Below are 25,873 nucleotides of genomic sequence, written 5' to 3'. Positions count from 1 at the left end.
ACTGTTGATTTGAATTCGTTTAACGAACGCCAACTCGTTGCTTTAGTGCAAGAGGGGTTACCTTATGACACGCAGTTTTTTCAACAGCTGGTCACACCATACTTGCCTAAATTAAAAGGTTATTGTATTAAGGTGCTTGGTAATCAGTCTGATGCTGAAGAAGCAGTACAAGAAACTATCATTAAGGCTCTGACAAATTTGAAAGGGTTTAAGTGGTTAGTGTCATTTCAATCTTGGCTATTTAAAATTGCACATCATGAATGCATAAATAAAATGAGAGAACGTCGTTGGGATATAATGCAATACGATGATGATTACCTCGACAGCCTGGAAGCTAAACAACCTGAAGAAAACGACATAACCACGTTAATTTCAACAATGTTAGAGAGTCTATCTTTTGATGATCGTAATATTATGTTGTTACGTTACCGTACGGGTTTAGATTTTCAGGAAATTGCTGATATTTGTGAGATGAAACTCTCAGCAGTTAAAATGCGTCACAAAAGGGTTCTTGAATTTTTGACTGATCATATGAATTCTGATTAACATCAATGCCAAGCTTACTCAGTCGATTAAAGTAATTGAGTTAATAAATGCAGTGATAGATATTAATTGGCGTACATTTTGATTAAAAGCACGTTGAATCGGGTAGAGTTAAATAAAAAGGGGGCAGATTCACCCCTTGATAAGGTTAAAAGTCTATTACTTCTTAACCCATTGTCCTGCCGAATTTTGAATAAAATGACCTGATTGAGTTTTACTAATGGCTTTCTCTCCTGCTAATGCCATTACTTGCTCCATTGTGATTTCATTTTTACGTGCTAAATTTAGATAAATATTTTTACGTTTTTCGTTAATATCATTAACTAAGCTTTGTGTTTCAGTACTGTTGACCACTACACCTAAGTATCCATTTTTCATTTCGCCAATGAGGCCTTGTTGTTTAGCATCGTCAAGTGAAACAGCCCAAGCAGAAAAAGCCATTGTGGTGGAAAATAGTGTAAAAATAAACTTTTTGGCTATGTTCATGGTTATGTTACTTATAAGTTTGCTCATTAATTACTCCTTAAAATACGTCGCTATTGTCACTAAAAATGTCATCAAGTTGTCTATCAACTTTCACTTTGATCTCATGATCAATTTTTAAATTTAAATTAATCGTGATGGGTTCTTTGGCGCTAACTTCTACCCGGTGAGTACAGCCACTGATTATAACCATAGCTAAAAATGTGGTTAGTATTTTATTCATATTTACTCCTTATTTATTTGTAAACCTTTGATGATTTTCTCTTCAAATTGCTTGGTAATTGACATTGATTCCAGCAAGCCTATTAAGTCATAACTTAAATTTAAGTTGAGGTTTACATCATTATCGATGTCAGGGTTGCGACCTTTAATAACGGTTTCCAATAACATATAGCCATCGTCTGCCATCGAAACATCAGAGGATAGTTGGTTGTAATGTAAATTCTGTAACGCATCAAAAGCTAACTGCAATTGGGTATTACTGGCCTTAAGTTTCGATACCGCCGGATTATTCATTATTTGTATTAGGCCATTACTGACATTATGTAGTTCTCCATTTTCCATAGTGTACTTTTCGCCATCATAAAAAATAGGTAAATGCCCTGAAATATTGCCTGTAACTACAATACCTTGCTTTTCGTCTAACGCCAATACTTGTGCTAAGTCTATATGAGTAAGCTGAACGTCAACTGAATGTTTATAATCGAGAGGCCATTGAATTTTGGGAATAGCGAAACTACCGCCTAAAATATCACCACTGAGTTTGGTGGCTGAAATTTTAAATTCTCTTTCATAATGCCAACGGGTATTAATTGAAAGCTTTGAGATTGGTGTCGGCGTATCTATTAATGCAACCGTAAGATTCTCTTGAGCGGGAGAGTTTTGTTCGCTCAGTGAAGTTAACACACCATTTAAAAGTTGAAAATTTTGCTGCCAATTTAACTCTTGTACCCAAATATTGGCTATTTCACCACTGAGTGACGCCACATCAACAGATAAATCTAAAGTTGAGTTTTGAACATTATTTAAATCCGTTATTTGACCTTTCACACGGTAACTTAATGTACCTTCAACTAATTTTACATCTGTGGGTAATTTAATATTGAGCGCGAGTAGGTCGTTAAGTGGCAATTGTTTTGCTGTTAATTCCAGTTTAGGTTTGTTGACTGCACCGGATACCACTAGGTTCCCCAGAGGTAAGTTGTCGGCAATAACAGCAGCATGTATTTTAATATCATCGATATTACCGATAATATTGCTATTAATAGACAATGAGTTGATTTCAACCACATTTGCATAGCGTAATTTATTAACCTGACTATTCAAATGTAGATTAACATCAATGGTCTGTTTTACTTCTAATTGGTCATTGCTCAGAACGCTCTTTTTTACTTGCCCAGGCATGCTTGTTGCGATGTTCCCCTGTATTTGCATAGCAACTTGTTTGATTGTCAGCTGTTTATTATTTGTTGCTATTTGGTTTGCAGGTATTGATATTTTGTTGCTAGTTAGTGTTGAACTGTCGTCAAAGCTTACGATGATTTTTGTTTGTTCTTGGTGCATAACACCTTGGAGATTTAGTATTACTGGCGAATGAGTAAAGCCTTTCAGTGCTGAAACAAGTAAGGGCATTTCAAACTTAAAATCTAATTCAGCCGTTGGCAATATTTCATCTAATTTTTTTTGCTGGTTATTATCATTGCCTGTACTGCTCAATTGATTTTGTTGTGATTTATTGGCTTTTACTTGGGTGGATAAGCTCTGAGGAAGGAGGCTGTTCTCGCTTTGTAAATAATGATTTAAGTTTATATTAATATTACTTAAGGCAAGCTGATTAACCTTAGTTTCATTATTTTTAATCGCTAAGTTGAACGTTACGCCGGTTAATGAAAGCCTCTTGTCATTTAAATCATAGGATAAATTACCATATGGATTCACTATGACTTGCTGAATAACGTTGTCGTTTAAAAGCGTAATAAGTTCTGGAGAAAGTGATGTTTTGCTAAGGTAATTAAGTAAATGTTGATGACTAAATTTTGCCTGTAAACTGTTTTCTTTTTGAAATTCAATATCAAGTATTGTTGCTGGATTAGTCGATGGTTCAGTCGATGTATTATCTGACGCTAAATTTATTTTGCTATTTAGGTTAAGTGCGCCAGTTAGTGCAAATGGGCCACTGTTTTTAACACCCTCAATTGATGATATCGATAATGCTTTTAATTGACTCGATAAAGATAATTGCTCTGCTTGATAATGTAGTTCACTTTCAAAATCGCCATTAACAGCTATTGATTCTAATGTCTCTAATGTTGCAGGTGGTAAGGGAAGTTCATGTGCTAATAAAAATTGTTTTAAGGGGGCTAACTGACTTACAAAGCCAACCTGAAGTTGATTTCTTGCAAGTTTAGCTGCTATTGATTGGTTAATAGAAATATTAGCTTTTATTACGGTATTTTGTTGATGATCTGCGATTGAAAACTTTAGCGTATTATTTATCGCTGAAAATTTTCCGATATAGTATTTTTGTATTGATGAGTGTTGACTCTTAGTTTGACTCTTAGTTTGACTCTGGATGCCTGTGACGCTTTCAGGTGCAAAAGGTAAATAAGTAAATTCTTTAACATTAATGCTAAAAGGTAAATTAATCTCAGAAAGTTGCGTTAAATAAGCTTTCAGTTGCTGCTTAGCTGTAAGGTCTTGATTGTCCAGTGAGGGCTCTTTTAACGTATTAAAAAGGGTCGTTGTACCCTGAATTGACATGGAAGAGATGTTGATATGCTTAATTTTTTGTTGAGCGGCTAAGTCAAGTGTTAGGCTGATATCTTCGAACTTAAGATCTGCTTGTGGCGTTTGCAGGCATAAACGGTTTATTTTTACCGATAAATCTATGCTTATTGTAAAATCTATACAGTCGATACTGGTGTTGTAAGGCTTAAGTTTTTCTTCGCTTAAGCTTTTTATGATGGCTACGCGTGATAAGTAAGCGAGCACAATAAAGAGAAAAATTACGCTAATAATAAAGGTAAAGGCGAGTAAGCTTTTTTTGGCTAATGTCATTAGTTTAGTTCAGTCCTTCTAACAGGGTTAAGCCCGTTTAAATCCATTTTTAATCAACTTTATACAAACTACTTTATTGCTGTTAACTGATAGTATCAATCAAAGCCATTGATTTAAATACAGGGTTGAAAATAGCGCAGGTTAACTTTGTTGTTTTACCTAGTCAGTGGATATTTTAATTGCACCGAAGACACGTTATGATATCGACATTTTTACAGTAACAATTATAAAGAGAGAAGTATGTCTGCTGCCCCATTAGAACGAATTACCATCGAACCTACTTTACCTGCTACCGCTTGTGTTATTTGGTTACATGGCTTAGGCGACTCAGGTGCAGGATTTTCACCTATTGTGCCAGAGTTAGGCTTACCTAAAAACCATCCGGTACGTTTTGTTTTCCCACATGCGCCAGAGCAACCCGTAACGATTAACCAAGGTTATGTTATGCGTTCATGGTACGACATTAAAAGTATGGATTTACATAACCGTGCTGATATGCAAGGTGTACTTGAATCTGAAGTTAAAGTAAGAGCATTAATTTCTGAGCAAATTTCTGCAGGCATTCCAGCAAGTAATATTGTTTTAGCCGGCTTTAGTCAAGGTGGTGTGGTAAGTATGTTTACAGGTTTACGTTACCCTGAAAAGCTTGCTGGCGTTATGGCGTTGTCATGTTACTTACCTAATGCTGACGCCTTGCCTGAGCAACTTAGTGAAGCTAACCGTGAGACTGATATTTTACAACTGCATGGTGAAAATGATGATGTAGTGCCACTAAGCGCAGGTAAAATGGCGAATAAATTACTTAATGAGCACGGTTATCCGGTTACTTGGAAAACTTATCCTATGGCTCATAGTGTTCATCCAACTGAAATTCGTGACATTGCTTCATGGTTAGTTACGCGTTTAGATTTAGTTTAATAATCATTAATAGCCAAATTTAAATTATAGGATAATAGAATGCCAGAAGTTACCGTGAAGCTCGCTTTTGAAAAAGAGAATAAAAATAGTATCCGATTTAAGGAAGTGCCAGAACCTGGTAAAGCTGAAGCTGTAGGCAGCGTATATTTACAGAAGTGGTTGGCGGGTGATGCTAAAACAATTGAAATTACAGTAAAGATCCCTGATTAGTCATTGAAGTTCACGCTTTAATTCCCAGGGGCATGTTTTAATAAAAGAGGTTTATACTTCAATTTAACGCTCAGCTTTAATGCGTTTTAACCAGACTTATCTATAAAGCAAAAAAATGCGCTAGTTATTATTAGCGCATTTTCATTTCTACAGTGAAGTTTCAATATATTTATCACTTAGCTTATCTTTGTAAATTCCAGTAAACGATTATTAGCAGGCATGACGTGATCGTGTTCCAGAAACAAACCCGCTTGTTCAGCTAATGCTTTTATAGCTTCAAAATCGCGAATAGCACTTTGGCTATCACGCTCTTTAAGCCAGATATCAAAATCGGCATTACTATCACTGCTGTACTTGCCTTGATAATTAAAGGGCCCATAAATACAGAGCTTTCCTTGTTGATTTAAATGTTGAGATACCCCACTAAAGAATGCTTGAACTAAAGGCCAGCTAACAATGTGTAAGGTATTGGCGGTGTAAATGGCGTCAACTTTTTCAATTGGCCATGGGTGGTTAAGATCAAGCTCGATCGGATATAGCAAGTTCCCTGCAGGATACTCCTGTAACCATTGCTTGATAGCTTCATGATTTAAACGTATATCACTGGTTTGCCAACTTAACCACGTCATGTTTGGTGCAAAATATACCGCATGTTGTCCGGTACCTGAGCCAACTTCTAAAACGCTTTTACTTTTACTAAAGGCTTTGGTTAACAAAGCGAATATAGGTGATTTATTATTTTCACAGGCTTGGGAGAAAGGTTTGTTCATGATTTATTACTCAAATTATGACTTAAATTACTGTTGAATTGAATGTTCAAAATTTCACTCATTTTATCTAGGGTGTAATTAACGATTTTCATCGTTCGAATTAAACGGTAATAGCTGTTGGCACTGTGCTTGATAAGTCCGCATTTGCTGTTGTTCTTGTAAACAAAAAGCTTTAATTGCTGGTCTAAAACCCGCATGTTTAATCCAATGGTATGACGTGGTTAGTTTTGGTTCAAAACCACGTTGTATTTTATGCTCGCCTTGCGTACCCGGGTGGAACAAGCTTAATTTATGCTCAATACAAAACTCGATACCTTGGTAATAGCATAATTCAAAGTGCAAATTATTAAAGGATTTAGTGCAACCCCAGTAGCGACCATATAAGTTGTTGTCGTCAAAAAAGAACCAAGCACAGGCAACGTCTTCACCATTACAATTAGCGATAATCAGTAAAATATGTTCAGGTAATTTTTCTATTGCCGATCGAAAAAACTCAAACGATAAATGTGGTGTGTGTCCGCGCTTTAGATAAGTTAGTTGATACGTTAAATAGAAAAAGTCTAACTCTTCTTTACTAATGTCTTTGCCAATTATGCGCCTTACTTCAATGTGTTGTTGTATTATTGAAAGGCGCTCTTTGCGGGTGTTTTTTCTTTTTCTTGCCGTAAAACGTGATAAAAAATCGTCAAAATCTCGGTAGTTATGATTAAGCCAATGAAATTGAACGGTGTTTCGTTGATAAACATCTTTAGCTTGGTGCTGCGTTGGTGAGCAATACAATAAGTGCCAGCTATTTAATTGTTGATGTTGGCAATGATGAGTTAACACGTTAAAAATGTCAGCAAGTACAACCTCACTGGATAACAACTTATTGCTGGTTACTGGAGTAAAAGGGGTAGTAGCCACTAGTTTTGGATAGTAGGGAATATTATGTTGCTGGTATGCATCGGCCCAAGCCCAGTCAAAAACATACTCTCCCCATGAATGAGATTTAATGTACATCGGTAATATAGCGTTAATTTCACTCTCATCGTTATTACGTAACTGTAAATGATGAGGTTGCCAACCTTGGGTATCAGACACTGAGCCACTGTCTTCTAAACATTGAAACAATTGATAATTTGAAAATACCGACGACTCAGTATTTAGTCGCTGCCAGTCTTGTTCAGCAATGTCTGAAATATTATTTAAAATTTCAATTTTCAATGATTATTCTGTTTGTTATTTATGTATAGATGAAGCTTAACAGATGGCTAATTTAATAGGTATACTCTATTTTATACGAGACACAGTATTTGTTTAAGACCCTAGTAAATCATTAAACTTTAGCCTTAACGTTTAGACAAATACAGCAGAATATACCCAAGAGATTAAGAGAATATCATGTGTGGCAGACTTAATATTATTAACCATTCATTATGTAAAATTGTCAGTGACACTGTAGGGTTTAACTTTTACAGCGACAGTAATGATAATTTGTGTCCAAGTGAGACAATAGCCACCATTGTTGAGTCGAACCAACACTTGAGCCAAGTAAATATGCGTTGGGGTATTCAGCCTTCATGGTCAAAGCGTTTATTAATAAATGCTCAAAGTGAAACGGTAGCCACTAAGCCAACATTTAGTCAGGCTTTTGCTGCAAATCGTTGTTTAATCCCTATTAGTGGTTGGTACGAATGGCGAAAAGAGGGCGCTAAAAAGCAAAAATATTATTTTAGTCATGGGCAAGCGTTACCCTTATATATGGCAGGTATAAGTTATTATGGCAATAACACACAACCTCAAGTGGTAACACTAACCACTAAGCCAAATCCATTGTGTGAACAGTTCCATCATCGTATGCCCGTGCTTGTTTTACCTGAGCATATTAACGCATGGTTAGCGCCGGAAAACTCGCAAGCGAATTTATCATCATTAATGTCAGCAATTTCCGATGAAAATCTCTGTGTCACAACAAGCTAGCAGCTAGCATTAAAATTCACGTATAATATATAAAACGTTATTAAGGTATTAAAACCAATGAGCACAGAAACAACTTTAAAGTCATTTTTAAATCAAGTTAAAGACACTCAAGAAATTTGGGCCCTGCAAGATAAAGATAGCCAAGACTGGGTGGTACTTGATTCAGTAAATTTTGAAAACACTGAGGTTATGCCTCTATGGTCAACCGAGGCACTGGCTAAAAGTCATTGTGTACAAGAGTGGGCAGATTATGTTCCTGCTGCTATATCTGTTGCTGAATGGATGGAGTTTTGGGTTGAAGACTTACTCGAAGATGGCGTTATTATTGGCCTTAATTGGCAAGAAAATGAAGCATGTTTTGAATTAGAGCTTCCTGAGTTTACTCAAGCATTAGCAGAAGTGGAAACCTTATAGTCCTTAACGTAAAACCTATGCTAGTTTAAAAAAATACAAAAATTAACACGTATTTATTGGTCAGATTCGGCTATTTATTAGCTTTAGTTATCTAAATGTTTTGAGAGTGCAACAATGTTGTACTCTCAAAGTATTTGTTGAATAGCACTCATTTACCCCTCCCATTGACGCACTTTTTACACTCTACTTATTGTTAGAAAACTATTTCTTATACGTATTAACATGTAAATAATGAATTTTTTGATTAAATAAAAAAATAAATAATTATTTTTTTTTAACGATTTTTATTCAGTTATACATAATTTCATTATTATTTAAGTGTTTACTGCCTCATATCAAAATATATCCCATAAATTCAAAATAATATTTTTTACATTTAGTTTCATGTGTTTACATAAAGTTACATGATGCTAGTGTTACTTTTTATCGCTATTTTATTAATTTTTATCACGTTGAACTGACAAACCGTATTTATATTTCAAAAAAATCATTGATTTTTTTCAGTGTGTTTAAGGCTAAAAAATAATGAAATGGTTATAGAACTTACAAGGTCAAATTAAGCAGTGTCCCATACTTCGATTTAATCCAATTATTTGGGCAAGGCAATTTTGAATTAGATTTGAACTAGAATTAAACATTAAACATTAAACATTACATTTAAGCGAATAGGAAAATAACATGGTGAAAACAATATTGGAAAAAGGTTACAGCATTTTAAATGCGACTAAAAAAATGGACTTCATTGCGCCTCTTTTAATGCGTTTATATTTAGTGCCTATTTTTTGGATGGCGGGTACGCATAAAATAGATGGTTTTGACAATATTGTGCAATGGTTTGGTAATGATGATTGGGGATTAGGTTTACCATTTCCATTTATTCTTGCGATATTAGCTATAGGCGCTGAAGTTATCGGTGCTATTGCTTTGTTGCTAGGTTTAGGCGTGCGCTTAATGGCTGTTCCTATGATGTTTACCATGATCATAGCCATGACATCTGTACACGGACAATATGGTTGGCAAGCGATCGCAGATGCTAATGCGCCGTTTGCTAACGAACGAGTAGAGGCAACAGTTGAAAAGAAAGAGATGATAATTTCTATCTTGCAAGAACACGGTAACTACGAGTGGCTTACCAGCAGCGGAAATATCACCATTTTAAATAACGGTATTGAGTTTGCTGCAACATATTTCATTATGCTATTAGCACTATTTTTTATCGGTGGTGGCCGTTATGTCAGTCTTGATTACTGGTTCAAACGAAAAGTATTACCTAACGCATAAATAATTTTTACATACTTAATACAACACAATAAATGGAGAATAATATGAACACTAAAACTAAATTTCAAGGCGCGGCAGTTGCACTTGCTGTTGCAGGTTTAATGGGCGCTTCAGCAGTATCAGCAGAACCAGCTAACAAAACAGCAAAAGGCAACACTGCTGAAATGGCGCATTGTTACGGCGTGAATAAATGTAATGGTCATAACGACTGTAAAACGGCTGAAAATGCCTGTAAAGGTCAAGCTTCATGTAAAGGTCACGGCTTTGTAGCTATGTCTGAAAAAACCTGTGGCGATATTGGCGGCACGGTTAAAGATGATTGGCGTGGTGAAGTTAATACTGCTGAGCTAACGCATTGTTACGGTGTAAATGTTTGTAAAGGTCATAATGATTGCAAAACGGCTGAAAATGCCTGTAAAGGTCAAGCATCATGTAAAGGTCATGGTTTTGTAGCACTTGCGGCACAAACATGTGACGATGTTGGAGGTACGGTTGGCGAATAATCAACCTATTGACAATATGACAGGAGAGCGCTCGCTCTCCTTGTCTAATGTCCCCGTGCCAGAACATTTTCTTGGCTTTGGTCTTGGCCTAAGAACCGAGCACTTTCAAGATGTTCTTAATGATAAAATTAATATTGATTGGTTTGAAGTTGTCTCAGAAAATTTTATGGTAGATGGCGGTAAACCTAAGCATTATCTGCACAGTATTCGTGAACTTTACCCTATGGTGATGCACGGTGTGTCTTTATCTATAGGCTCAACCGATCCGCTAAACTTTGACTATTTACGTAAGTTAAAAGTACTGACTAATGAATTACAGCCTGAATGGATTTCAGATCATTTATGTTGGACAGGGGCGCACGAAAAAAACAGTCATGATTTATTACCTTTGCCATACAATGATGAAGCATTAAACCATGTTTGTCAGCGGGTTGAGCAAGTACAAGAATTTCTTGGACGGCCGATACTGCTGGAAAATGTTTCAAGTTATTTAACCTATAAAAATTCAGAAATGACCGAGTGGCAATTCTTTAATGAAGTAGCGCGTCGCTCTGGGTGCGAAATATTACTCGATATTAATAATATTTATGTCAGTGCTCGTAATCATGATTTTAATCCACAAGATTATCTAAATGGTATTTCAAAAGATAAAGTTAAACAGTTTCATTTAGCCGGTCACAGTGATTATGGCGACTATGTTATTGACACACATGATCACCCTGTGGCCGATCCTGTCTGGCAGCTCTACGAAAAAGCACTACAACGTTTCGGTTGGATAAGTACCATGATCGAACGAGATGATAATATTCCACCGCTAGCGGAATTATTAGCAGAAGTGGAAACTGCGCGCAATATTGCCACGAAAACGTTAGGCTCGTTAAGATAATCTTATACGAGTGAAAAATGATGAAAAGAATAAGAGCAAATATAGTGTGAGTAAACTTTCATTACATTCTCTGCAGCAGCAGATGATTAATTATTTAACTGACGATAAACCTGAAATTGCGCAACATGTTGCAGAACATGGCGGTATTAGTCGTGAAGCTCGTTTGCATATATACAAAAATGCTTATCAAATGCGCTTTAAAGAAACTATTGATAATGATCACCAAATATTGGGGATGTATTTAGGTGATGACTTATTTGATCAAATGGTCAGCGGCTATATTAAAGCTTACCCATCGAACAAAACATCATTAAGACATTTTGCTGATTTTTTACCTATGTTTCTTGCCAATCAAGCACCGTTTAAAGATTATCCATTGATTAGTGAGTTAGCTCATTTTGAGCGGTTATTAATGGTGGCGTTTGACGCAAAAGACGCGAATCGCTTTACTCGTGAGCGCTTGCTGGAAATTCCACATGAACAGTGGCCTAGTTTAGTTTTTCGTTTTCACCCTAGTGTACAAATTGCTATGTTTAACTTTAATACCGTAGAAACTTGGCAAGCATTAAAGCAAGAGCAAGCGCCAGAGCCTGCAAAGCAAACGGCTAATATTTGGTTGCTATGGCGAAATAATGAACGTTTAACCCAGTTCAGATCAATATCGCAGCAAGAACACAACTTGCTTAATCTGATGCTTAAGGGCCATGACTTTGCAAGTCTGTGTGATAGCCTGTTATCACAAAACCCTAACGAAGATATTAGTCAGCTAGCATTGAATTATTTATTGTCATGGATAGATGACGGTATACTTTCTAGCCACTAGCCACTAGCCACTAGCCACTAGCCACTATTTTCTAAGTTCCTAAGTAAGGTTATTAATAGCGAGAAAATCACTATAGCAGGCTTGATTGAGTTTTGGCTTTCTCATCATTTTAACCTAAGGTTACTTCAGACAAACTTCTCATTAATATACCTTTAGTATTATTTAAATAATTACGGTAATATTATGAAAACAGTAATTTATTACTACTATGAGGAGTGACTGTCTGGTGAACTATGGATAAAATTAGACTGTCAAAAAACATAGTATTAGATTGCTTGAGTAGTGCTTTAATTATTGACAATAATGCTCAAAATATAGTTCCGCTTGATAACCTAGAATTTCAAGTATTAAAATACCTCGTTGAACACAAAGAAGTTGTTGTAACTAAAGACGAATTGCTGGCGCTATGGCCATCACGCGTCGTCATGGATCACTCTCTTGCTCGCGTAATGTCTATTTTGCGCAAAAAATTAGGTGACTCTTCTAAAAATCCTACATTTATTAAAACCCTTAATCGTCAAGGTTATCTCTATATCGGCCTAAACTCAGCGGTTACTGACACGCAAATAGCCAGCGAAAAAATTAAACGTAGCATCCCAATATTGCCGATAATTTTTGCCGTTAGCCTATTGTTACTATTATCGACAATTTGGTATTTCTCGTCAGACAGTCGTCCGAATGAGCAATTTATTTACCAAACAGAAATTATTGTAGACCCTGACACCCAAAAACAAGACTTGAGCATTAATCAAAGTGGCAGCCATTTGGCATATTCGGCAAGAACTTTGGGTCAAGAATATTGGTTTTTAAGAGTGAAAAGTTTACGTACTAATAGCGTTATTGATCACAAGATTGACGATGTAAATACTTTTCACCCCATTTGGCTTGATGACAACACACTGGTATTTCAGCATAAATCAGAAAATGAGTGCTTGATAAAAGAAATATCTTTACTACCGACAGGACAATTATCCGACGTAAGTAACATAACGTCATGTAATAGAAATAGTGCAAGCCAAACCATGGCAGCACTCACCAACAGTTCAGTCTTAGTTGCTGAAGTATCGCCACTGAATGGTAGATCATTAATACACTTGTTAGATATTGCATCGGGGAAAAAAAGCGTTATTGAACAAAGTGAAAATGATGATAGCGAAATTTATTTTCTTCAGACCAGCCCTGATAGAAAGCATTTGGTGACGTTGAGCACCGCTAATTGGTTTAGTACGACGATTAAACTCTATGATATTGATGATTTTAAAAATGAAATTTGGCGTAAAGAAATAAAAAATATTCTTTACACTGTAGCGCTAACCAATGAAAAATTAACCTACATCAACGAATATGGTGGTGTTAGTGTGAGCTATTTCAACAGCAACCAAGTTGAGTCATTAAATGCTATTTTTACGTCTAAGGTCTATAGCCCAATGGCCCATGAAAATAATATTTTTTTATTGGAAGGTTTGTACGCTTCAACTAACCTAACACTGGTTAATTTCCTTACCAACAAAGTTAAAGACATCAGTCACTTCAACGGTGCCAATATGACTTTGCCAAAACAAGTTAATAATAAAAAGTTTTTATTTGTTTCCAATCAATCGGGAAAAAACCAACTGTGGTTAGCCAGTATCGATAGTGGAGAAGCTAAACAACTTACCGTTTTAGATCGTTCCTATAACATCAGTTCGTATGACGTTGATGGCTTATTAAACCGTATTGCCATGACAACACAATTTGGGGTATTAGTGCTAAATAAAGAGAATAATGGCCAATATAAAGTATTAACATCTATCCCTGATGCTCAAGATCCAGTGATATATGAAGGTTTACTCTTTTATACGAAAATCCGATCTGATGGCACGGATATCTATCAATATGATCTGTTAACACAAGTTGAGCAACTCTATATTAAAGACGGTTATAAACTGGTGCAAGATGCAGGATATTTTTATTATATAAAGTACTTTCAGCCTGGCATTTGGCGCGTTAGCATTAATGACAAAAATCATTTCTTTGAAACGCCACTTGAGAGTTTAACGTTAGAACAATGGTATATAAAAAATGGTGAACTTTACTTGTTAAATGAAAGCCAGATGATTAAATATAACTTGGAGCAGCAAACACTACAGTCGTTTGAAAATACACAATGCAGTGAGCCAGAGGTATGGAGAACGAACTCTTGTATAAATATTCAGGACGCGCCACGAGCCAACAGAATTATAAAAATATCTAAAAAACGTCTGCCTAAAGGAAAGTAAAGTCTTTTAAACCATCAACGCCCCAAGTGCTATAACAGCTTTTGCATGAATAACTTGGAATACGCGAGCCTAATGATATTATTGGTCGACGAATTGAGATTATTTGTTGATTTAAAATAGCTTGAATAGATGGTGATTCTATAACAATAACTTCGATGTTGCTTTTTGGCCACACACGTTCTTGTTTTGCATTTATTATCACAGGTTTTTTTGCCATTGCTTGCAGCAACAACGGAAAGTTATCCGACGTTATATCTTCTTTCTCTTCAATTATATCAATAACTTTTGGTAGGTCTGGATGTAGATCTTGATAAGCTTTTGCTAAATATTTGTCTGCTTTTTCTTGATTGTATAAACCAAAGCTCTTATTTAAATACACTATCCCTAATAAGAAAGTAGAGTTCAGAAAATCTTTTCGTGCAGATTTTTCTAAATTGATCATACCTTTTTTTACATTTTTGTATTTTTTATCGCTTAAATAGATCAAGCCCGTTTTATATAAAGCTCTGACATTACCATGTCGGGCAGCTTTTCTAAGGTTTAAAAAACCTTTGTCTTTATCAATATTGGTGCCAAAGCCATGATAATAAAACTCACCCATAGTAGTTAATGCACTGATATGGCCTCGCTTAGCACCTGCTTTAAATTTATTGAAATAATCGACACATTGGTCGGTATCACATGGAGTAAGTTTCATAGCCGTAGCAGGGCTATTCACCATAAAAAGCGTAATGGTTAAAAATAATAATTGAATTGTTTTATTCATTAATTTTCACTTTTAAATAACTTACTATGACTGGACGTTCGGATAAATGTTCACTTGTTCATTTATGAACAGAATATGAGACATTACATAAGCGTTGCTAATGATACTTTTTATACAAGATGTAACATCATATCAAGGTAAAGCTTTGTTGTTGTATTGATTTAACAATAACGTATTAAGATCATCATTAATGGCTAAATCATAGCATTTAACAAATGTTGAATGCCAATATATCTCAAGATGATTAAATGAAAGGGCTCATTCTCAATATCAAAAATATAATCAACCAAGGAAAAATACTTAGCTGATTATATTTACTTTTTAAGGCTAATTATTATCTTGCGGAAATACCACCACCACCTGAGCCAGTTGCATCAACAATCATTAACATTCCTGGAGAAAAACCACTTAAATCTCGACCTAATGACTGATTACAACCGATGATTTCACCACATGACTTACCAGGGATTCTTGAGCCCGTAGTAGTAATAGCCTTGCGAAAAGCGATTAAGTTTTCATTCAAAATCTGTGTTAAAGGAGGTGATGTAATGGTTAAAACTTCAATTTCTTCTTCAGGCCATTCAATAGCGCCGTTGTTAGTCACCACTAGCGGAGTTTTAGCTAATTCTTGAAACAATAAAGGAAAGTTACTGTTATCTAAAGAAACTTTAGCTTTAATATTAGTAATGACTGCTGGAATCTTGGGGTGGCGCTGTTGATATGATTTACTCAAGTATTTATCAGCTAATGCAAAGTTCTGTGGTGTAAATTGATTATTGTAATAAATGGTGGCGAGTAAAATGTTAGCATTTTCATCGTCTTTATTAGCTGCTTTCTCTAAATACTTAATGGCATCGTCAAGATCATAATTTTTTTTACTAGTTAAGTAAATTAAACCTAATTTATATTGCGCATTTGTATCTGCATATCGAGCGGCACGCTTAAGGTACTTAATAGCTTGATCTTCATTGGGCTCTGTTCCGTAACCATTATAATAAAATTGCCCTAAAATCGCCATGGCACCTGAATGGCCTCTTTTGGCTGCCTTTTTATACATCTTGAAATAACTTTTACATTCGTCAAGTTGGCAATAGTCCATAGATGAACTCGACTGACTTTTTGTTACTTGCCCATCACCATACGAAAAAGGTGTAAAGCCAATTAAACAAAATACGGTACCCAATATTATATTTTTCATTTTATTAATTCCATTTGAGTGTAGCTTGCAATGTTATTGATAGTGCTTATGTAAATAAATAGTTCAAACACTAGTGATTAATCGTGTGCGTTATACGCTTTAATGAGCACTACCTAACCTTTACAAAATTAAGGTTGAAATTGAAATGATAAAAGTTAATATTTTCTTATGTAATAGTTAAGTAGCTATAAATTATGAGTTTATTTTTATGTTTTGTTTTCATTTTTAAGAGTGATAAATATTAAATCCTCGATCCAAACGATGATTTTCCGTTGTTTTATGGTGCTCTGTATTTTTATAGTCTTGTAACTATGGCGCTATTAATGAGCCACATTACTTGTCTGTGCAGTAAAAAATTTCATGACCTAAAATAAACTTATTCAATGGTTCTAATGACTCGCTAAGTACATCTTTATACTCATCACGTTCATCATTTTGGCTGGGCAATTCGTAGATATTTTTAAAGCTATGATAGCTAAATGGAACGAGATAGAGCAATACAGTTTCAATAAAAAACTTAGTGCGAGATTGCTCAGCGATTACCGCAACTGTGTATGCTAATTACTTCTGCGTTGCATCAAACATCAAAGACCACCGAGCTTAATAAAGGGTGCCAAGCCATATAAATTTCCGCCCAATGACTGTAAACAACCGATGACCTCACCGCAAGACTTACCTGGAATTCGTGAGCCCGTGGTAGTAATAGCTCTGCGATAAGCGATTAAATTCTCGGTTAGGATCTTAGTTAAAGGTGGAGAGGTAATGGTTATTACTTCAATTTCATCTTCTGGCCATTGAATCGCGCCATCGTTTGCTACTAAAAGTGGGGTTTTGTTTAACTCTTCAAACAGTAAAGGAAAATTACTATTATCCAACGAAACGTTGGCCTTAATATTACCAATAACCGCCGGAATTTTAAGGTGTCGCTGTTGATATGATTTGCTTAAGTACTTATCGGCTAATACAAAATTTTGTGGTGTAAATTGATTGTTGTAATAAATGATACCTAATAAAAGGTTGGCCCTTTCATCGTCTTTTTTTGCGGCTTTATTTAAAAATTTAATCGCAGCATCAAAATCATAATTTTCTTTACTGGTTAAGTAGATCACGCCTAATTTATATTGTGCACTTGTGTCGGCATATCTTGCAGCGCGCTTGAGAAATCTAATGGCTTGTTCCTCGTTGGGCTCAGTGCCATAGCCAATATAATAAAATTGACCCAAAATCGCCATGGCGCCTGCGTGCCCTCGGCTAGCTGCCTTTTTATACATTTTTAAATAGCTTTTACATTCATCGAGCTGGCAATACTTAATCAAAGAGCTTGATTGATCTTTTGATATTTCAATATTAGCGTATGCCGAAGAAGTAAAAGCAATTAAACAAAATACCGTACATAAAATTATACTTTTCATTTTATTAATTCCTTTTGAGTGTTGCTTGTAATGTTATTGATAGTGTTTTGACATAACTAGATTGTTCAAACACAAGGGATTAACTGTGCTCGTTATGTTTTCCTGAACACAACCTTTGCAAAATAACGGTTGAAATTGAAATGATAAAAGTTAATATTTTCTTATGTGATAATTAAGTTTCTGAAAAGTAGTGCTTTATTTTAGTGTTTAATGTTTTTTTTAGTTGTGTGACAATGATAGCTATTAGCATATTCATGCTCAAGTTAAGCGGTATATAAAGTTATTCTTACATTTTAACCACAAAGTAATTATTGCTACTGGTAAAAAATAAGATTACTTTTGTGTATAACAAAGTAGTTAATGACGTAAGGCGATTGATGCATAATAGGGTCAATAATCCATCAGAATTATGTTACGGAAATAAATTAATTCAAATGATCAAATCACTTGCTAAGTACATTCTTTTAACCGTCATGTTTATCGCTTTGCCTGGTTGCAGCTCTTTGCAATTCGCTGATATTTTTCAAGGCTATAGTAGCCAAATGAAATCAGTGAAAGCAGCGCAACGTCGAGGAAACTTTGTCATGGCGCAAAGTCTATTGAACGAGCGGTCAGCTAGCAATGGTAGCTATGTATTAGGTTTGCTAGAAAGAGGGCGGTTAGAATTTTTAGCTAATAACTGGTCAGCTAGCCAGCAAACATTTGCCCAAGCGTATATCGAGATTGAGGAACAACGCAATAAAGCTAAAATTCAAATTAGCAAAGGTATTGAGAAACTAGGCGCTGTGGTGAGTAACGACAATGCTATCTCTTATCAAGTTCCGTATTACGAACAAGGTATGTTACACAGTTATCAAGCACTTAATTACTTATTCCAAGATGATTTATCTGGTGCGTTAGTTGAAATTCGTCGCGCAAATTTAGTGCAAGAAACGGCTTTGAAAGTCTATAAAGACGAAATTTATAAAGCCCAAAATGAGCTGCAAAATTCAGGCATGAGCACCGACAGTTTGCAAGGTGGTTACCCGAATATGGACAAGGCTATTGGTAAAGTAAAAAATGGCTTTCAAAATGCCTTCACTTTTTATTTATCGGGGATTTTGTATGAAGCCAGTGGTGAATTTAATGATGCATATATAGACTTTAAACGTGCGATAGAAATTTATCCAGAAAACCCTTACTTGCAACAGGATGTTTTAAGGTTGGCCAGCAAACTGGGTATGCAAGACGATTTAATTAGCTTTCAACAACGTTTTGGAAAATATCAATCAAAAGAGTCAACAGGACAAGGTAAAATCGTAGTGCTTGTTGAGCGCGATATTGTGAACAGTAAGCAAGATGTCGGCTTAAACTTACCAGTAGGTAGCAGCAGTTATGGCTTAAAGTTCTTTAGTTTTTCTTTACCTGTTTATGAAGGAGCTTTATCGCAACACAATAAGCTTACGCTACAGAATGCGGGACAAAGTTATCAAACGAATGAAATTGTGCGAATTCAGTCGTTGGCGGCGAAAGATTTAAAAGATCAATTACCGTCACTATTAACCCGACAAGTCGTGCGAGTCGTTGCCAAAGAACAAGTTCGCCAAAAACTTAGCCGTGAAGCTGGCAATGTGGGTAATATTTTAGCGAGTATTTATAATATTGCTTCTGAAAAGGCCGATACTCGCAGTTGGAGCACGCTGCCTGACCAAGTTGATATCATTCGTTTCGATACCTCTTCAGGTAAACAAGTATTGCAAATGCAGGTAGATGGCCAACAAAAATCGATTGAAATTGATGTTCAACCTAATAGAATTACTTTAATCAATATTTCAGCTATTGGTAGCCATTTTGGTTATCAAACCGTTAATTTATAACTTACGTTAAATAATAATGAATCAGGAGGTAATATGTTTAATAGCAAAATTACTATGAGTACGGGTCAAAAAATCACCAGCAGTTTAGCGGTGATATTGCTTAGTACTATTGTTACAGCTGGTTGTGCCAATAAACAACCTCCTGTCACTGCTGGTACAGGTACTAGTGCCATGACACAAGGTGATGACTTTAGTAAACACTTAGAGGTGCATAATACCGACTTAGCGAAGCGGTTATTTATAAGCGACGTTAAATCTCGTAAAATTAATGACTTAATGGAAATAAATTTAACACTAACCAGTCGTTATGAGAAATCACAAAAATTACAATATCATTTCAACTGGTTTGACGAAGCCGGCTTTGTTATTGAGGCTGGAAAAACACCTTGGGTTCCTTTGGAGCTTCATGGCAAACAATCAACAACTTTACGAGGGTTAGCTCCGAACATTAATGTCAGCACATTTAGTGTTTATGTTCGCGAAATCCCGGAAAAAGCATACAAATATTAATTGTTAAGGAACTGTATTATGAATAAATTAGCACTAGTAACCACTCTCGGCTTGACCCTAGTATTTGCAGCGGGTTGTGCTAATAAATCAGTTGTTCGCTACGGTGATGCTACCGCAGTTGAAACTACTGATATTAATTTTGGCTCTACAGATTTACAAAAAGTTGCCGCCCAAATGACCGACTCGTTATTGTTGTCACCCGTTGTTGGCACGTTAACGCAAAATACGCGCCCGGTAATGTTTGTTGAACGCTTAAAAAACAAAACCAGCGAGCATATTGACACTGAGTCAATCACAGACTCTATTTCTACTAAGCTTTTACGTTCAGGCAAGTTCCGCTTTGTTGATATGGGACGAGTAGAAGCTGCTCGAGAGCAACTTAAGTTTCAACATGACGGCGGTATGGTTGACCCAAGCAAAGCCACACAGTTTGGTCGCCAAATTGGTGCTCAGTACATGTTATACGGTAACTTATCGAGTATAGTAAAAAGTAACCAAGATAAAACTGATGTTTACTACAAATTCACGCTTCGTTTAATGGACCTTGAAAGTGGCTTAGTTGAATGGGCCGACGAAACCGAAATTCGTAAAACTAAAGCTAAAGAATCTGTAGGCTGGTAAATTTTAAGGTTGAACGTTTTTATCAACGCTATCTTTCTACTAAAATTTATTAAATAAAAGGTGGGAAAAATGAAAGCAATTTATATATCGATAATTTTTTTGTTGGCTATTCCCTTTGCAAATGCAGATTATGAACGCAATAAAGCTGTGCCAGTCGAAAAGGTATTATTTGGTCAGGTGTTGTCAGTTCGTAATATTACTGAACAAGAGCTGATACAAGATAAAAATCAAGGCTGGAAAACTTTTGGTGGTGCACTTATTGGTGGCGCAATAGGAAATCAATTTGGTAGCGGTAGTGGTCGGAGTATAGCCACTATATTAGGCGCAGTTATTGGCGGCTCTATAGCGCATGATCGCAACCCTATATATCAAGAGAAAACGCTGCTTTTAGTTGAATTAATGATAAAGGTAGATAATGGCGATGAATATATGGTGATACAAGACTTAGATCACCGTATGCTCTTCGAGCGAAAAGATGCGGTTAGGATGGTTTATCTCGCCAATGGCACAGTACGTATTGATAAACAAATGTAAATATTTCAGAACCTAAGTGAAAATTAATGATAGTAAAATGGCTGAGTAGTAATACTTAGCCATTTTTTTAGAAATGTTATGTAATTCGCATAGATTTATTCTGTAAAGTTTAAATGCTTACGTTGCTTGATATGTTTTAAATTATTACTTATTAAGGTGTATGCTACCCAAGTTAATGATTAATAAGTCAGTTGTGTATTAAAACTGCTATGTAGTAAAAATCAATTTACACCATCAAAATAGTAATCACCATTCACTTCACTCTGCTGGCGTTGGTACATCATTTTTACTCACTTGTTGTTCATCAGTGATTTTTTCTGACCATTTTACTTCTTCTTTCTCAGGTTTTATGCCTTCTTGTTGATTACCTAACGGTGAAGTAAATACCAACCTTGTTAGTAAAGGAAAATGATCTGAGTCGATAGACGGCATACGTTGAATATCGCGTAGCGTAAAATGCGAACTGTGAAATAAATGGTCTAATGGCCAGCGAGCAATGGGATAACCTGCGTGAAAGGTGTTAAATGCGCCACGACCTACTCTAGGGTCTAACAAACCGCTAATTTTGCGAAACAATCGTGTGGTTGCAGACCATGCTACATCATTAAGATCGCCAGTTACTATCACCGGTTGATGACTTTTAGCAACGCTTTTCGCTACCATGACTAATTCCGCATCTCGCTCTGTTGATTCTTCATTCTCTGTTGGGCTAGGTGGTGCAGGGTGGAGAAAATGAGCACGCACTTTATCACCGGTTCGAAGCGTTAAGCATACATGTATCGAAGGCACGTCTTGTTCAACTAAATAGCATATTTCTTGTTCGTCTAACGGTAGTCGAGAATAAACGTGCATACCATAAAGATTGTCGAGCGGGCATTTCACACTATAAGGCATGTCAGCTTCTAGTACTTGAAGCTGATCTTGCCACCACTGGTCTGACTCTAATGTAACTAGTACATCGGGTTTATGTTGTTTGACTAAATCAATTAAGGCTTTGGCGTTACGATTAGGGGTAAATACATTTGATGTTAGTATGCTGAGCTGTCTTTTAGCTGTGTTGTCACTTGAAGATATTACCTCTTTTCGCCATAAAGGCGTAAAAGGCAATATCCACCACAATTGCCATAGTAAACAGCTTGCAGTAGCAAAAATTAAGATTTGAGCGGTTATTGTTTCTCGGTCTAATAGCAGCAGGTGCCCAATTAACAATGCCGCAGCAAATATCATAAATTGTAAACGCGGGAAGTCCATGCCTCTGATAAACCAATGTGGATGTCGTGATAATGGCAACAAGGTAAGCACGAGAATGAGCAGTGTACAAAGGCAGAGTATTAGTAACATATAGATTTTGTCTTAAATAGTGAGTTTTGTATTATACCTATAGGACTAAATAATTGTGCTATCTAGGTGAATTTAAATATTTTATTGAAAATAACCAACGAATCAATTGTTTTTATAAAAAGTATTCTAAATTAAAACTAAAAAGCATTTTACACCGTATAATCTTTTTTAACGCACTTACTCATTAATGAGCAATTTATTATGTTTTCAATCTTTAAGTCAGACCCATTAAAAAAATTAAATAAACGTTACGAAGCTAAGTTAGAGCTCGCTATGCATGCCCAGAGAAACGGCGATATTAAAGGTTATTCAATGATCACTGCTGAAGCGGAAGAAATAGCAGTGCAAATAAAAGCACTAGAAGTTTCGAAAAAATCTTGAATATATCAAAATATGATTAGGCAAAATTCAGCGTTTAGTGATGAAAGATAGTCTACAAAAGCTTGTTAATGAGTGTTGTTATCTCAGCTTAGTCTTATTTCGCTGAGATAACACTTCACTCTATCGAGGGTTACATTAAACTATTCTGTTGTATCATCTTGCTTCTGATCAGTATTAACACTAATAGGCTGATTAAAAGTGAGGGTACGATAAGGAAAAGGTATTTCAATTCCTGATTTATCAAGTGCTGATTTTACTGCTGCGACAACTTCGTCTCTCGACTCTCTAATGTTTACTGGTTTTGAGCCAGTCCACCAAGTCACTTCAAAGTTTATAGATGAGTCTGCAAACTCGTTAGCAAATATTTGTACTGGTCGAGAATCACTGATAACAGTTTTACAATCGGTAACGGCTTGTTTTATAACTGATCTTGCTTCGTCAACATTTTCACCATAACCAACACCACAAATAATAGTGGTTCTACGCTGATCAAGATCTGTACGAATTGTGAGTGGGTTCTTAAATAATATACTATTAGGCAGTATTACTAACTCGCCATCTGGTTGGCGAATATGTGTTTCACGAACGAGTATGGCTTCAACTGTTCCTTCATACCCTTCACAGGCGATAAAATCATTAATGCGCATTTCTTTTCGAAGTAAGATGATTATACCCGCTAGAAAATTTTCAAATATATCTTTAAAAGCAAAACCAATCGCAACAGAGCCAATACCGAGTCCAGCAAGCATTTTAGTAGGTGTTAGCCCAGGGAAAGCTATAATAGCGGCAATCATGATGCCAATAATCCAAATAGCAATCGAAGAGAATAAAATTAATAAATTGATTAAGCTCTTACGCAGCTTAGTTTTCTTCAAAATACGTTGCGCTATGTTTCTTGCTAATTTAGCGAAAGCGTAAGTTAGTAAGATTATAACTAATGCTATTAATAGTTGAGGCATAACTTCAATAGCACCTCGAGCTATTTCACGAAGTTGGGTTACTAAAATATTAAGGGGTTCCATTTTACTTCCTTTTAATACGATAGAGGCTGTCTTATTTATCAAGACTCTTGATAACGTATCCTAAAATTAATGAATTTCAGCCTTTAAATCAAGATAATTTACGGCATTAAAAACTAAATTCATAATAATTTAGGCATTAATAATAAGTATGATAAGTGATTATAAATCGTTAATCTGGTGTGTAAGAAATACCTACTTCTGCCTGTTCAAATTCAAGACAAGCTTCATTGCTAATAAGCTCTTTAGCGATAACTTTTTAACTTAATAGGTTAACACTCAGTATAACTCCAGTTTTTATTTTTAAAACTTTCATTCTATCGTTATTTATTATGAAAAGTAGCCAATGCTAATATTGGCTATTCAGCACTAGGCGTGATGTGTAATCTATAAAATTATGAGATAATTTCGCCCTCTTTATTCTATCAATCCTTAAAGGATGCATTAGTGTTAGCTAATTCTATTGTTGTGCTCGATTTTGAAACCACAGGTTTATCGCCTGATCAGGGTGATCGGGCGATTGAAATTGGAGCAGTGAAGCTTGAAAATGGAATAATTATAGATAGATTTCAAGCCTTGATGAATCCAGGTCGACGTATTAATAGTTTTATTGAAAATTATACTGGTATCAGTAATAGAATGTTGGCGGTAGCACCCACTTGTGCAAATGTAATGACTGATTTTGCAGACTTTATCGGCGATAGTAATTTACTAGCTCATAACGCTTCATTTGATTCTCGATTTTTGGGTGCTGAGTTAGCACGATTAGGTCGTTCAGTTTTGGGCGAGTTTACTTGCTCGTTATTAATCTCACGTCGTATTTATCAGGATGCGCCAAACCATAAGTTAGGCACTTTAATTAATTATAAAAATATCGTCGCCACTGGCAGTTTTCACCGTGCGTTATTTGATGCTGAAATGACCGCTGAATTATGGATTATCATGTTAGACGATATAAAAACACGCTATGAATTAGAGCACATTCCTTTTAGTTTAATTAAGCGACTGTCTAAAACGCCAAAAGCACAAATAGATAAGCTCTTAACAAATTACATAAATAAAATTACGTAAATAAAATTAATTAATTCAATAAATTTAAGTAGTATTTTTACTATGTAAAAGTCAAAAATGGTAAGTTACTATTTTGTATTATTTGCTGAAAACTATATTCAATAAAGGTTTTATTTTGCTATGGGCAAAAACATTACTAAACAGCAACACCCTCCAGCAAGTCTTGCGACAAAAGAACTGACCAAGTTTCGATATAGTGCAGAAGGTAAAACTCTGCAGCTAGATCAAGTCATAATAGAGCAACCGTTACAAATACGTTTGAAATGGCAGCTAGGTAATGACGAACCTTATCAAAGCCAAATATTTTCCATTACTATGCGCACGCCGGGTGACGATAAATCTCTGATCATCGGTTTGTTACAATCAGAAGCCGTTATTCAGCACTTTCAACAAATTGACAGTATTTTACCTGAACAGCTAGATGATCAAGCTTCAAGTGAAGTCAGTATTGAAAATCAATGGGAAGTTAAACTAAAAGCTGGGGTTATACCGGATATTAAATCACTTGAGCGTTTTCAAGTAACTTATAGTAGTTGTGGCTTGTGTGGTACTACCTCGTTGAAGTCATTGGAAATGAAAACCCCACCAAGCTTAGATGAAAACCAACATTGGTTAGCGTTTGAGGTTATTTCTGCTATGCCAAAAATTATGCGAGCAGCGCAGTCTCAATTTGTACAAACGGGTGGCTCTCATGCTGCAGCTTTATTTAATAAGCAAGGAGTGCTGGTCGATATAAAGGAAGACATTGGTCGTCACAATGCATTAGATAAATTACTTGGCGCGAGCTTAATGCATCGCCATATTAGTCAGTCTCAATACAGTATTTTAGTGAGTGGCCGTATAAGCTTTGAGATCGTACAAAAAACGGTTATGGCTGGCGTTGCTGTGTTAATTGCGGTTGGCGCACCTTCTGAATTAGCAATTTTAGCCGCTAAAAGATTTAATTTAACGTTAATTGGTTTCACTAAAAACAGTAGTTTTAACCTTTATCACGGCGATTGGCGTTTGATGCCTTTGGTCGAAAAAGGTTAAAGGCAATAACGACCCTAATAGCAT

General features: G+C 35.8%; 27 protein-coding genes. 17 read left to right on the top strand and 10 right to left on the bottom strand.

Features of this window, described 5'->3' with window-relative positions; all coding sequences use genetic code 11:
- The first annotated feature begins 9 nt into the window (after window positions 1-9).
- Entirely contained in the window at window positions 10-546 is a 537-nt protein-coding gene (sigX, locus tag DBO93_RS11770; protein ID WP_108456521.1) for an RNA polymerase sigma factor SigX, read from the top strand.
- Window positions 547-702: 156 nt separating this feature from the next.
- Here the strand turns inward: sigX and DBO93_RS11765 are convergent, their stop codons facing one another.
- From DBO93_RS11765 to DBO93_RS11755, 3 genes are read right to left on the bottom strand one after another with little or no spacing between them, the layout of a single operon-like run.
- Complete coding sequence (locus DBO93_RS11765; RefSeq protein WP_108457824.1) at window positions 703-1,029, bottom strand: YdbL family protein; 327 nt, start codon at window positions 1,027-1,029, stop codon at window positions 703-705.
- Window positions 1,030-1,066: 37 nt separating this feature from the next.
- Window positions 1,067-1,249, bottom strand: coding sequence for a YnbE family lipoprotein (locus tag DBO93_RS11760; protein WP_108456520.1), 183 nt, complete (start codon window positions 1,247-1,249; stop codon window positions 1,067-1,069).
- Window positions 1,250-1,251: 2 nt separating this feature from the next.
- Window positions 1,252-4,083, bottom strand: coding sequence for a YdbH domain-containing protein (locus tag DBO93_RS11755; RefSeq protein ID WP_108456519.1), 2,832 nt, complete (start codon window positions 4,081-4,083; stop codon window positions 1,252-1,254).
- Between the two features lie 240 nt (window positions 4,084-4,323).
- On the opposite strand from DBO93_RS11755, the gene DBO93_RS11750 reads away from it, so the two are divergent.
- On the top strand, window positions 4,324-5,001 hold the full coding sequence (locus DBO93_RS11750; protein ID WP_108456518.1) for an alpha/beta hydrolase-fold protein: 678 nt from the start codon (window positions 4,324-4,326) through the stop codon (window positions 4,999-5,001).
- A 39-nt stretch (window positions 5,002-5,040) separates the two neighbouring features.
- Window positions 5,041-5,211 (top strand): hypothetical protein, encoded by a 171-nt coding sequence (locus tag DBO93_RS18785; RefSeq protein ID WP_204100617.1) that lies wholly within the window; start codon window positions 5,041-5,043, stop codon window positions 5,209-5,211.
- Window positions 5,212-5,387: 176 nt separating this feature from the next.
- On the opposite strand, the gene DBO93_RS11745 is transcribed toward DBO93_RS18785, so the two are convergent.
- Both DBO93_RS11745 and DBO93_RS11740 read right to left on the bottom strand, forming a co-directional pair.
- On the bottom strand, window positions 5,388-5,981 hold the full coding sequence (locus DBO93_RS11745; protein WP_108456517.1) for a DUF938 domain-containing protein: 594 nt from the start codon (window positions 5,979-5,981) through the stop codon (window positions 5,388-5,390).
- 78 nt (window positions 5,982-6,059) lie between these two features.
- Window positions 6,060-7,187, bottom strand: coding sequence for a GNAT family N-acetyltransferase (locus DBO93_RS11740; protein ID WP_108456516.1), 1,128 nt, complete (start codon window positions 7,185-7,187; stop codon window positions 6,060-6,062).
- A 177-nt stretch (window positions 7,188-7,364) separates the two neighbouring features.
- On the opposite strand from DBO93_RS11740, the gene DBO93_RS11735 reads away from it, so the two are divergent.
- The 7 genes from DBO93_RS11735 to DBO93_RS11705 all read left to right on the top strand — a co-directional run bounded on the left by DBO93_RS11735 (window position 7,365) and on the right by DBO93_RS11705 (window position 14,108).
- Complete coding sequence (locus DBO93_RS11735; RefSeq protein WP_108456515.1) at window positions 7,365-7,943, top strand: SOS response-associated peptidase; 579 nt, start codon at window positions 7,365-7,367, stop codon at window positions 7,941-7,943.
- Between the two features lie 57 nt (window positions 7,944-8,000).
- Complete coding sequence (locus DBO93_RS11730; protein ID WP_108456514.1) at window positions 8,001-8,357, top strand: DUF2750 domain-containing protein; 357 nt, start codon at window positions 8,001-8,003, stop codon at window positions 8,355-8,357.
- 678 nt (window positions 8,358-9,035) lie between these two features.
- Window positions 9,036-9,638 carry a DoxX family protein gene (locus tag DBO93_RS11725; protein WP_108456513.1) on the top strand — a complete coding sequence of 201 codons (603 nt, stop codon included), beginning with the start codon at window positions 9,036-9,038 and terminating at the stop codon, window positions 9,636-9,638.
- Window positions 9,639-9,682: 44 nt separating this feature from the next.
- Window positions 9,683-10,141: a hypothetical protein gene (locus DBO93_RS11720; RefSeq protein WP_108456512.1), complete on the top strand. Its 459-nt coding sequence runs from the start codon at window positions 9,683-9,685 to the stop codon at window positions 10,139-10,141.
- 16 nt (window positions 10,142-10,157) lie between these two features.
- On the top strand, window positions 10,158-11,027 hold the full coding sequence (locus DBO93_RS11715; RefSeq protein ID WP_108457823.1) for a DUF692 domain-containing protein: 870 nt from the start codon (window positions 10,158-10,160) through the stop codon (window positions 11,025-11,027).
- 46 nt (window positions 11,028-11,073) lie between these two features.
- Entirely contained in the window at window positions 11,074-11,850 is a 777-nt protein-coding gene (locus tag DBO93_RS11710; RefSeq protein ID WP_108456511.1) for a DNA-binding domain-containing protein, read from the top strand.
- Window positions 11,851-12,083: 233 nt separating this feature from the next.
- Window positions 12,084-14,108, top strand: coding sequence for a winged helix-turn-helix domain-containing protein (locus DBO93_RS11705; protein WP_108456510.1), 2,025 nt, complete (start codon window positions 12,084-12,086; stop codon window positions 14,106-14,108).
- On the opposite strand, the gene DBO93_RS11700 is transcribed toward DBO93_RS11705, so the two are convergent.
- The 3 genes from DBO93_RS11700 to DBO93_RS11690 all read right to left on the bottom strand — a co-directional run bounded on the left by DBO93_RS11700 (window position 14,095) and on the right by DBO93_RS11690 (window position 17,484).
- Window positions 14,095-14,874: a sel1 repeat family protein gene (locus DBO93_RS11700; RefSeq protein WP_108456509.1), complete on the bottom strand. Its 780-nt coding sequence runs from the start codon at window positions 14,872-14,874 to the stop codon at window positions 14,095-14,097. The genes DBO93_RS11705 and DBO93_RS11700 overlap by 14 nt on opposite strands.
- A gap of 334 nt (window positions 14,875-15,208) precedes the next feature.
- Complete coding sequence (locus DBO93_RS11695; protein WP_108456508.1) at window positions 15,209-16,072, bottom strand: tetratricopeptide repeat protein; 864 nt, start codon at window positions 16,070-16,072, stop codon at window positions 15,209-15,211.
- Between the two features lie 584 nt (window positions 16,073-16,656).
- Window positions 16,657-17,484 (bottom strand): tetratricopeptide repeat protein, encoded by an 828-nt coding sequence (locus DBO93_RS11690; protein ID WP_108456507.1) that lies wholly within the window; start codon window positions 17,482-17,484, stop codon window positions 16,657-16,659.
- Window positions 17,485-17,918: 434 nt separating this feature from the next.
- Here DBO93_RS11690 and DBO93_RS11685 point away from each other — a divergent pair, with 434 nt between their 5' ends.
- The 4 genes from DBO93_RS11685 (at window position 17,919) to DBO93_RS11670 (ending at window position 21,005) form a co-directional block, all read left to right on the top strand.
- Entirely contained in the window at window positions 17,919-19,340 is a 1,422-nt protein-coding gene (locus tag DBO93_RS11685) for a hypothetical protein (RefSeq protein ID WP_108457822.1), read from the top strand.
- 33 nt (window positions 19,341-19,373) lie between these two features.
- Window positions 19,374-19,850 (top strand): YcfL family protein, encoded by a 477-nt coding sequence (locus tag DBO93_RS11680; RefSeq protein WP_108456506.1) that lies wholly within the window; start codon window positions 19,374-19,376, stop codon window positions 19,848-19,850.
- Window positions 19,851-19,868: 18 nt separating this feature from the next.
- On the top strand, window positions 19,869-20,471 hold the full coding sequence (gene lpoB / locus DBO93_RS11675) for a penicillin-binding protein activator LpoB (RefSeq protein ID WP_108456505.1): 603 nt from the start codon (window positions 19,869-19,871) through the stop codon (window positions 20,469-20,471).
- 69 nt (window positions 20,472-20,540) lie between these two features.
- Window positions 20,541-21,005 carry a glycine zipper 2TM domain-containing protein gene (locus tag DBO93_RS11670; protein WP_108456504.1) on the top strand — a complete coding sequence of 155 codons (465 nt, stop codon included), beginning with the start codon at window positions 20,541-20,543 and terminating at the stop codon, window positions 21,003-21,005.
- A 258-nt stretch (window positions 21,006-21,263) separates the two neighbouring features.
- Here DBO93_RS11670 and DBO93_RS11665 read toward each other — a convergent pair whose 3' ends face one another.
- On the bottom strand, window positions 21,264-22,346 hold the full coding sequence (locus DBO93_RS11665; protein WP_108456503.1) for an endonuclease/exonuclease/phosphatase family protein: 1,083 nt from the start codon (window positions 22,344-22,346) through the stop codon (window positions 21,264-21,266).
- Window positions 22,347-22,547: 201 nt separating this feature from the next.
- Between DBO93_RS11665 and DBO93_RS11660 the strand changes: the two genes are divergently transcribed.
- Window positions 22,548-22,727 carry a DUF6435 family protein gene (locus DBO93_RS11660; RefSeq protein WP_108456502.1) on the top strand — a complete coding sequence of 60 codons (180 nt, stop codon included), beginning with the start codon at window positions 22,548-22,550 and terminating at the stop codon, window positions 22,725-22,727.
- 140 nt (window positions 22,728-22,867) lie between these two features.
- Here the strand turns inward: DBO93_RS11660 and DBO93_RS11655 are convergent, their stop codons facing one another.
- Window positions 22,868-23,749 carry a mechanosensitive ion channel family protein gene (locus DBO93_RS11655; protein WP_108456501.1) on the bottom strand — a complete coding sequence of 294 codons (882 nt, stop codon included), beginning with the start codon at window positions 23,747-23,749 and terminating at the stop codon, window positions 22,868-22,870.
- Window positions 23,750-24,193: 444 nt separating this feature from the next.
- Between DBO93_RS11655 and DBO93_RS11650 the strand changes: the two genes are divergently transcribed.
- Together DBO93_RS11650 and fdhD are read left to right on the top strand one after the other, a co-directional pair.
- Window positions 24,194-24,817, top strand: coding sequence for a 3'-5' exonuclease (locus DBO93_RS11650; RefSeq protein WP_108456500.1), 624 nt, complete (start codon window positions 24,194-24,196; stop codon window positions 24,815-24,817).
- A gap of 120 nt (window positions 24,818-24,937) precedes the next feature.
- Entirely contained in the window at window positions 24,938-25,849 is a 912-nt protein-coding gene (gene fdhD, locus DBO93_RS11645) for a formate dehydrogenase accessory sulfurtransferase FdhD (RefSeq protein ID WP_108456499.1), read from the top strand.
- Window positions 25,850-25,873 lie beyond the last annotated feature (24 nt).

The sequence above is a fragment of the Colwellia sp. Arc7-D genome (assembly GCF_003061515.1).
Classification (GTDB): domain Bacteria; phylum Pseudomonadota; class Gammaproteobacteria; order Enterobacterales; family Alteromonadaceae; genus Cognaticolwellia.
This window is presented reverse-complemented; position numbering and strand designations above follow the sequence as displayed.

Bases quoted from the DNA above. Each gene is read 5' to 3' on its own strand.
- DBO93_RS11765 (WP_108457824.1), bottom strand. From the start codon at position 1,029: ATGAACATAGCCAAAAAGTTTATTTTTACACTATTTTCCACCACAATG.
- DBO93_RS11760 (WP_108456520.1), bottom strand. From the start codon at position 1,249: ATGAATAAAATACTAACCACATTTTTAGCTATGGTTATAATCAGTGGC.
- DBO93_RS11755 (WP_108456519.1), bottom strand. From the start codon at position 4,083: ATGACATTAGCCAAAAAAAGCTTACTCGCCTTTACCTTTATTATTAGC.
- DBO93_RS11750 (WP_108456518.1), top strand. From the start codon at position 4,324: ATGTCTGCTGCCCCATTAGAACGAATTACCATCGAACCTACTTTACCT.
- DBO93_RS18785 (WP_204100617.1), top strand. From the start codon at position 5,041: ATGCCAGAAGTTACCGTGAAGCTCGCTTTTGAAAAAGAGAATAAAAAT.
- DBO93_RS11745 (WP_108456517.1), bottom strand. From the start codon at position 5,981: ATGAACAAACCTTTCTCCCAAGCCTGTGAAAATAATAAATCACCTATA.
- DBO93_RS11735 (WP_108456515.1), top strand. From the start codon at position 7,365: ATGTGTGGCAGACTTAATATTATTAACCATTCATTATGTAAAATTGTC.
- DBO93_RS11730 (WP_108456514.1), top strand. From the start codon at position 8,001: ATGAGCACAGAAACAACTTTAAAGTCATTTTTAAATCAAGTTAAAGAC.
- DBO93_RS11725 (WP_108456513.1), top strand. From the start codon at position 9,036: ATGGTGAAAACAATATTGGAAAAAGGTTACAGCATTTTAAATGCGACT.
- DBO93_RS11720 (WP_108456512.1), top strand. From the start codon at position 9,683: ATGAACACTAAAACTAAATTTCAAGGCGCGGCAGTTGCACTTGCTGTT.
- DBO93_RS11715 (WP_108457823.1), top strand. From the start codon at position 10,158: ATGACAGGAGAGCGCTCGCTCTCCTTGTCTAATGTCCCCGTGCCAGAA.
- DBO93_RS11705 (WP_108456510.1), top strand. From the start codon at position 12,084: ATGGATAAAATTAGACTGTCAAAAAACATAGTATTAGATTGCTTGAGT.
- DBO93_RS11700 (WP_108456509.1), bottom strand. From the start codon at position 14,874: ATGAATAAAACAATTCAATTATTATTTTTAACCATTACGCTTTTTATG.
- DBO93_RS11695 (WP_108456508.1), bottom strand. From the start codon at position 16,072: ATGAAAAATATAATATTGGGTACCGTATTTTGTTTAATTGGCTTTACA.
- DBO93_RS11690 (WP_108456507.1), bottom strand. From the start codon at position 17,484: ATGAAAAGTATAATTTTATGTACGGTATTTTGTTTAATTGCTTTTACT.
- DBO93_RS11685 (WP_108457822.1), top strand. From the start codon at position 17,919: ATGATCAAATCACTTGCTAAGTACATTCTTTTAACCGTCATGTTTATC.
- DBO93_RS11680 (WP_108456506.1), top strand. From the start codon at position 19,374: ATGTTTAATAGCAAAATTACTATGAGTACGGGTCAAAAAATCACCAGC.
- lpoB (WP_108456505.1), top strand. From the start codon at position 19,869: ATGAATAAATTAGCACTAGTAACCACTCTCGGCTTGACCCTAGTATTT.
- DBO93_RS11670 (WP_108456504.1), top strand. From the start codon at position 20,541: ATGAAAGCAATTTATATATCGATAATTTTTTTGTTGGCTATTCCCTTT.
- DBO93_RS11665 (WP_108456503.1), bottom strand. From the start codon at position 22,346: ATGTTACTAATACTCTGCCTTTGTACACTGCTCATTCTCGTGCTTACC.
- DBO93_RS11660 (WP_108456502.1), top strand. From the start codon at position 22,548: ATGTTTTCAATCTTTAAGTCAGACCCATTAAAAAAATTAAATAAACGT.
- DBO93_RS11655 (WP_108456501.1), bottom strand. From the start codon at position 23,749: ATGGAACCCCTTAATATTTTAGTAACCCAACTTCGTGAAATAGCTCGA.
- fdhD (WP_108456499.1), top strand. From the start codon at position 24,938: ATGGGCAAAAACATTACTAAACAGCAACACCCTCCAGCAAGTCTTGCG.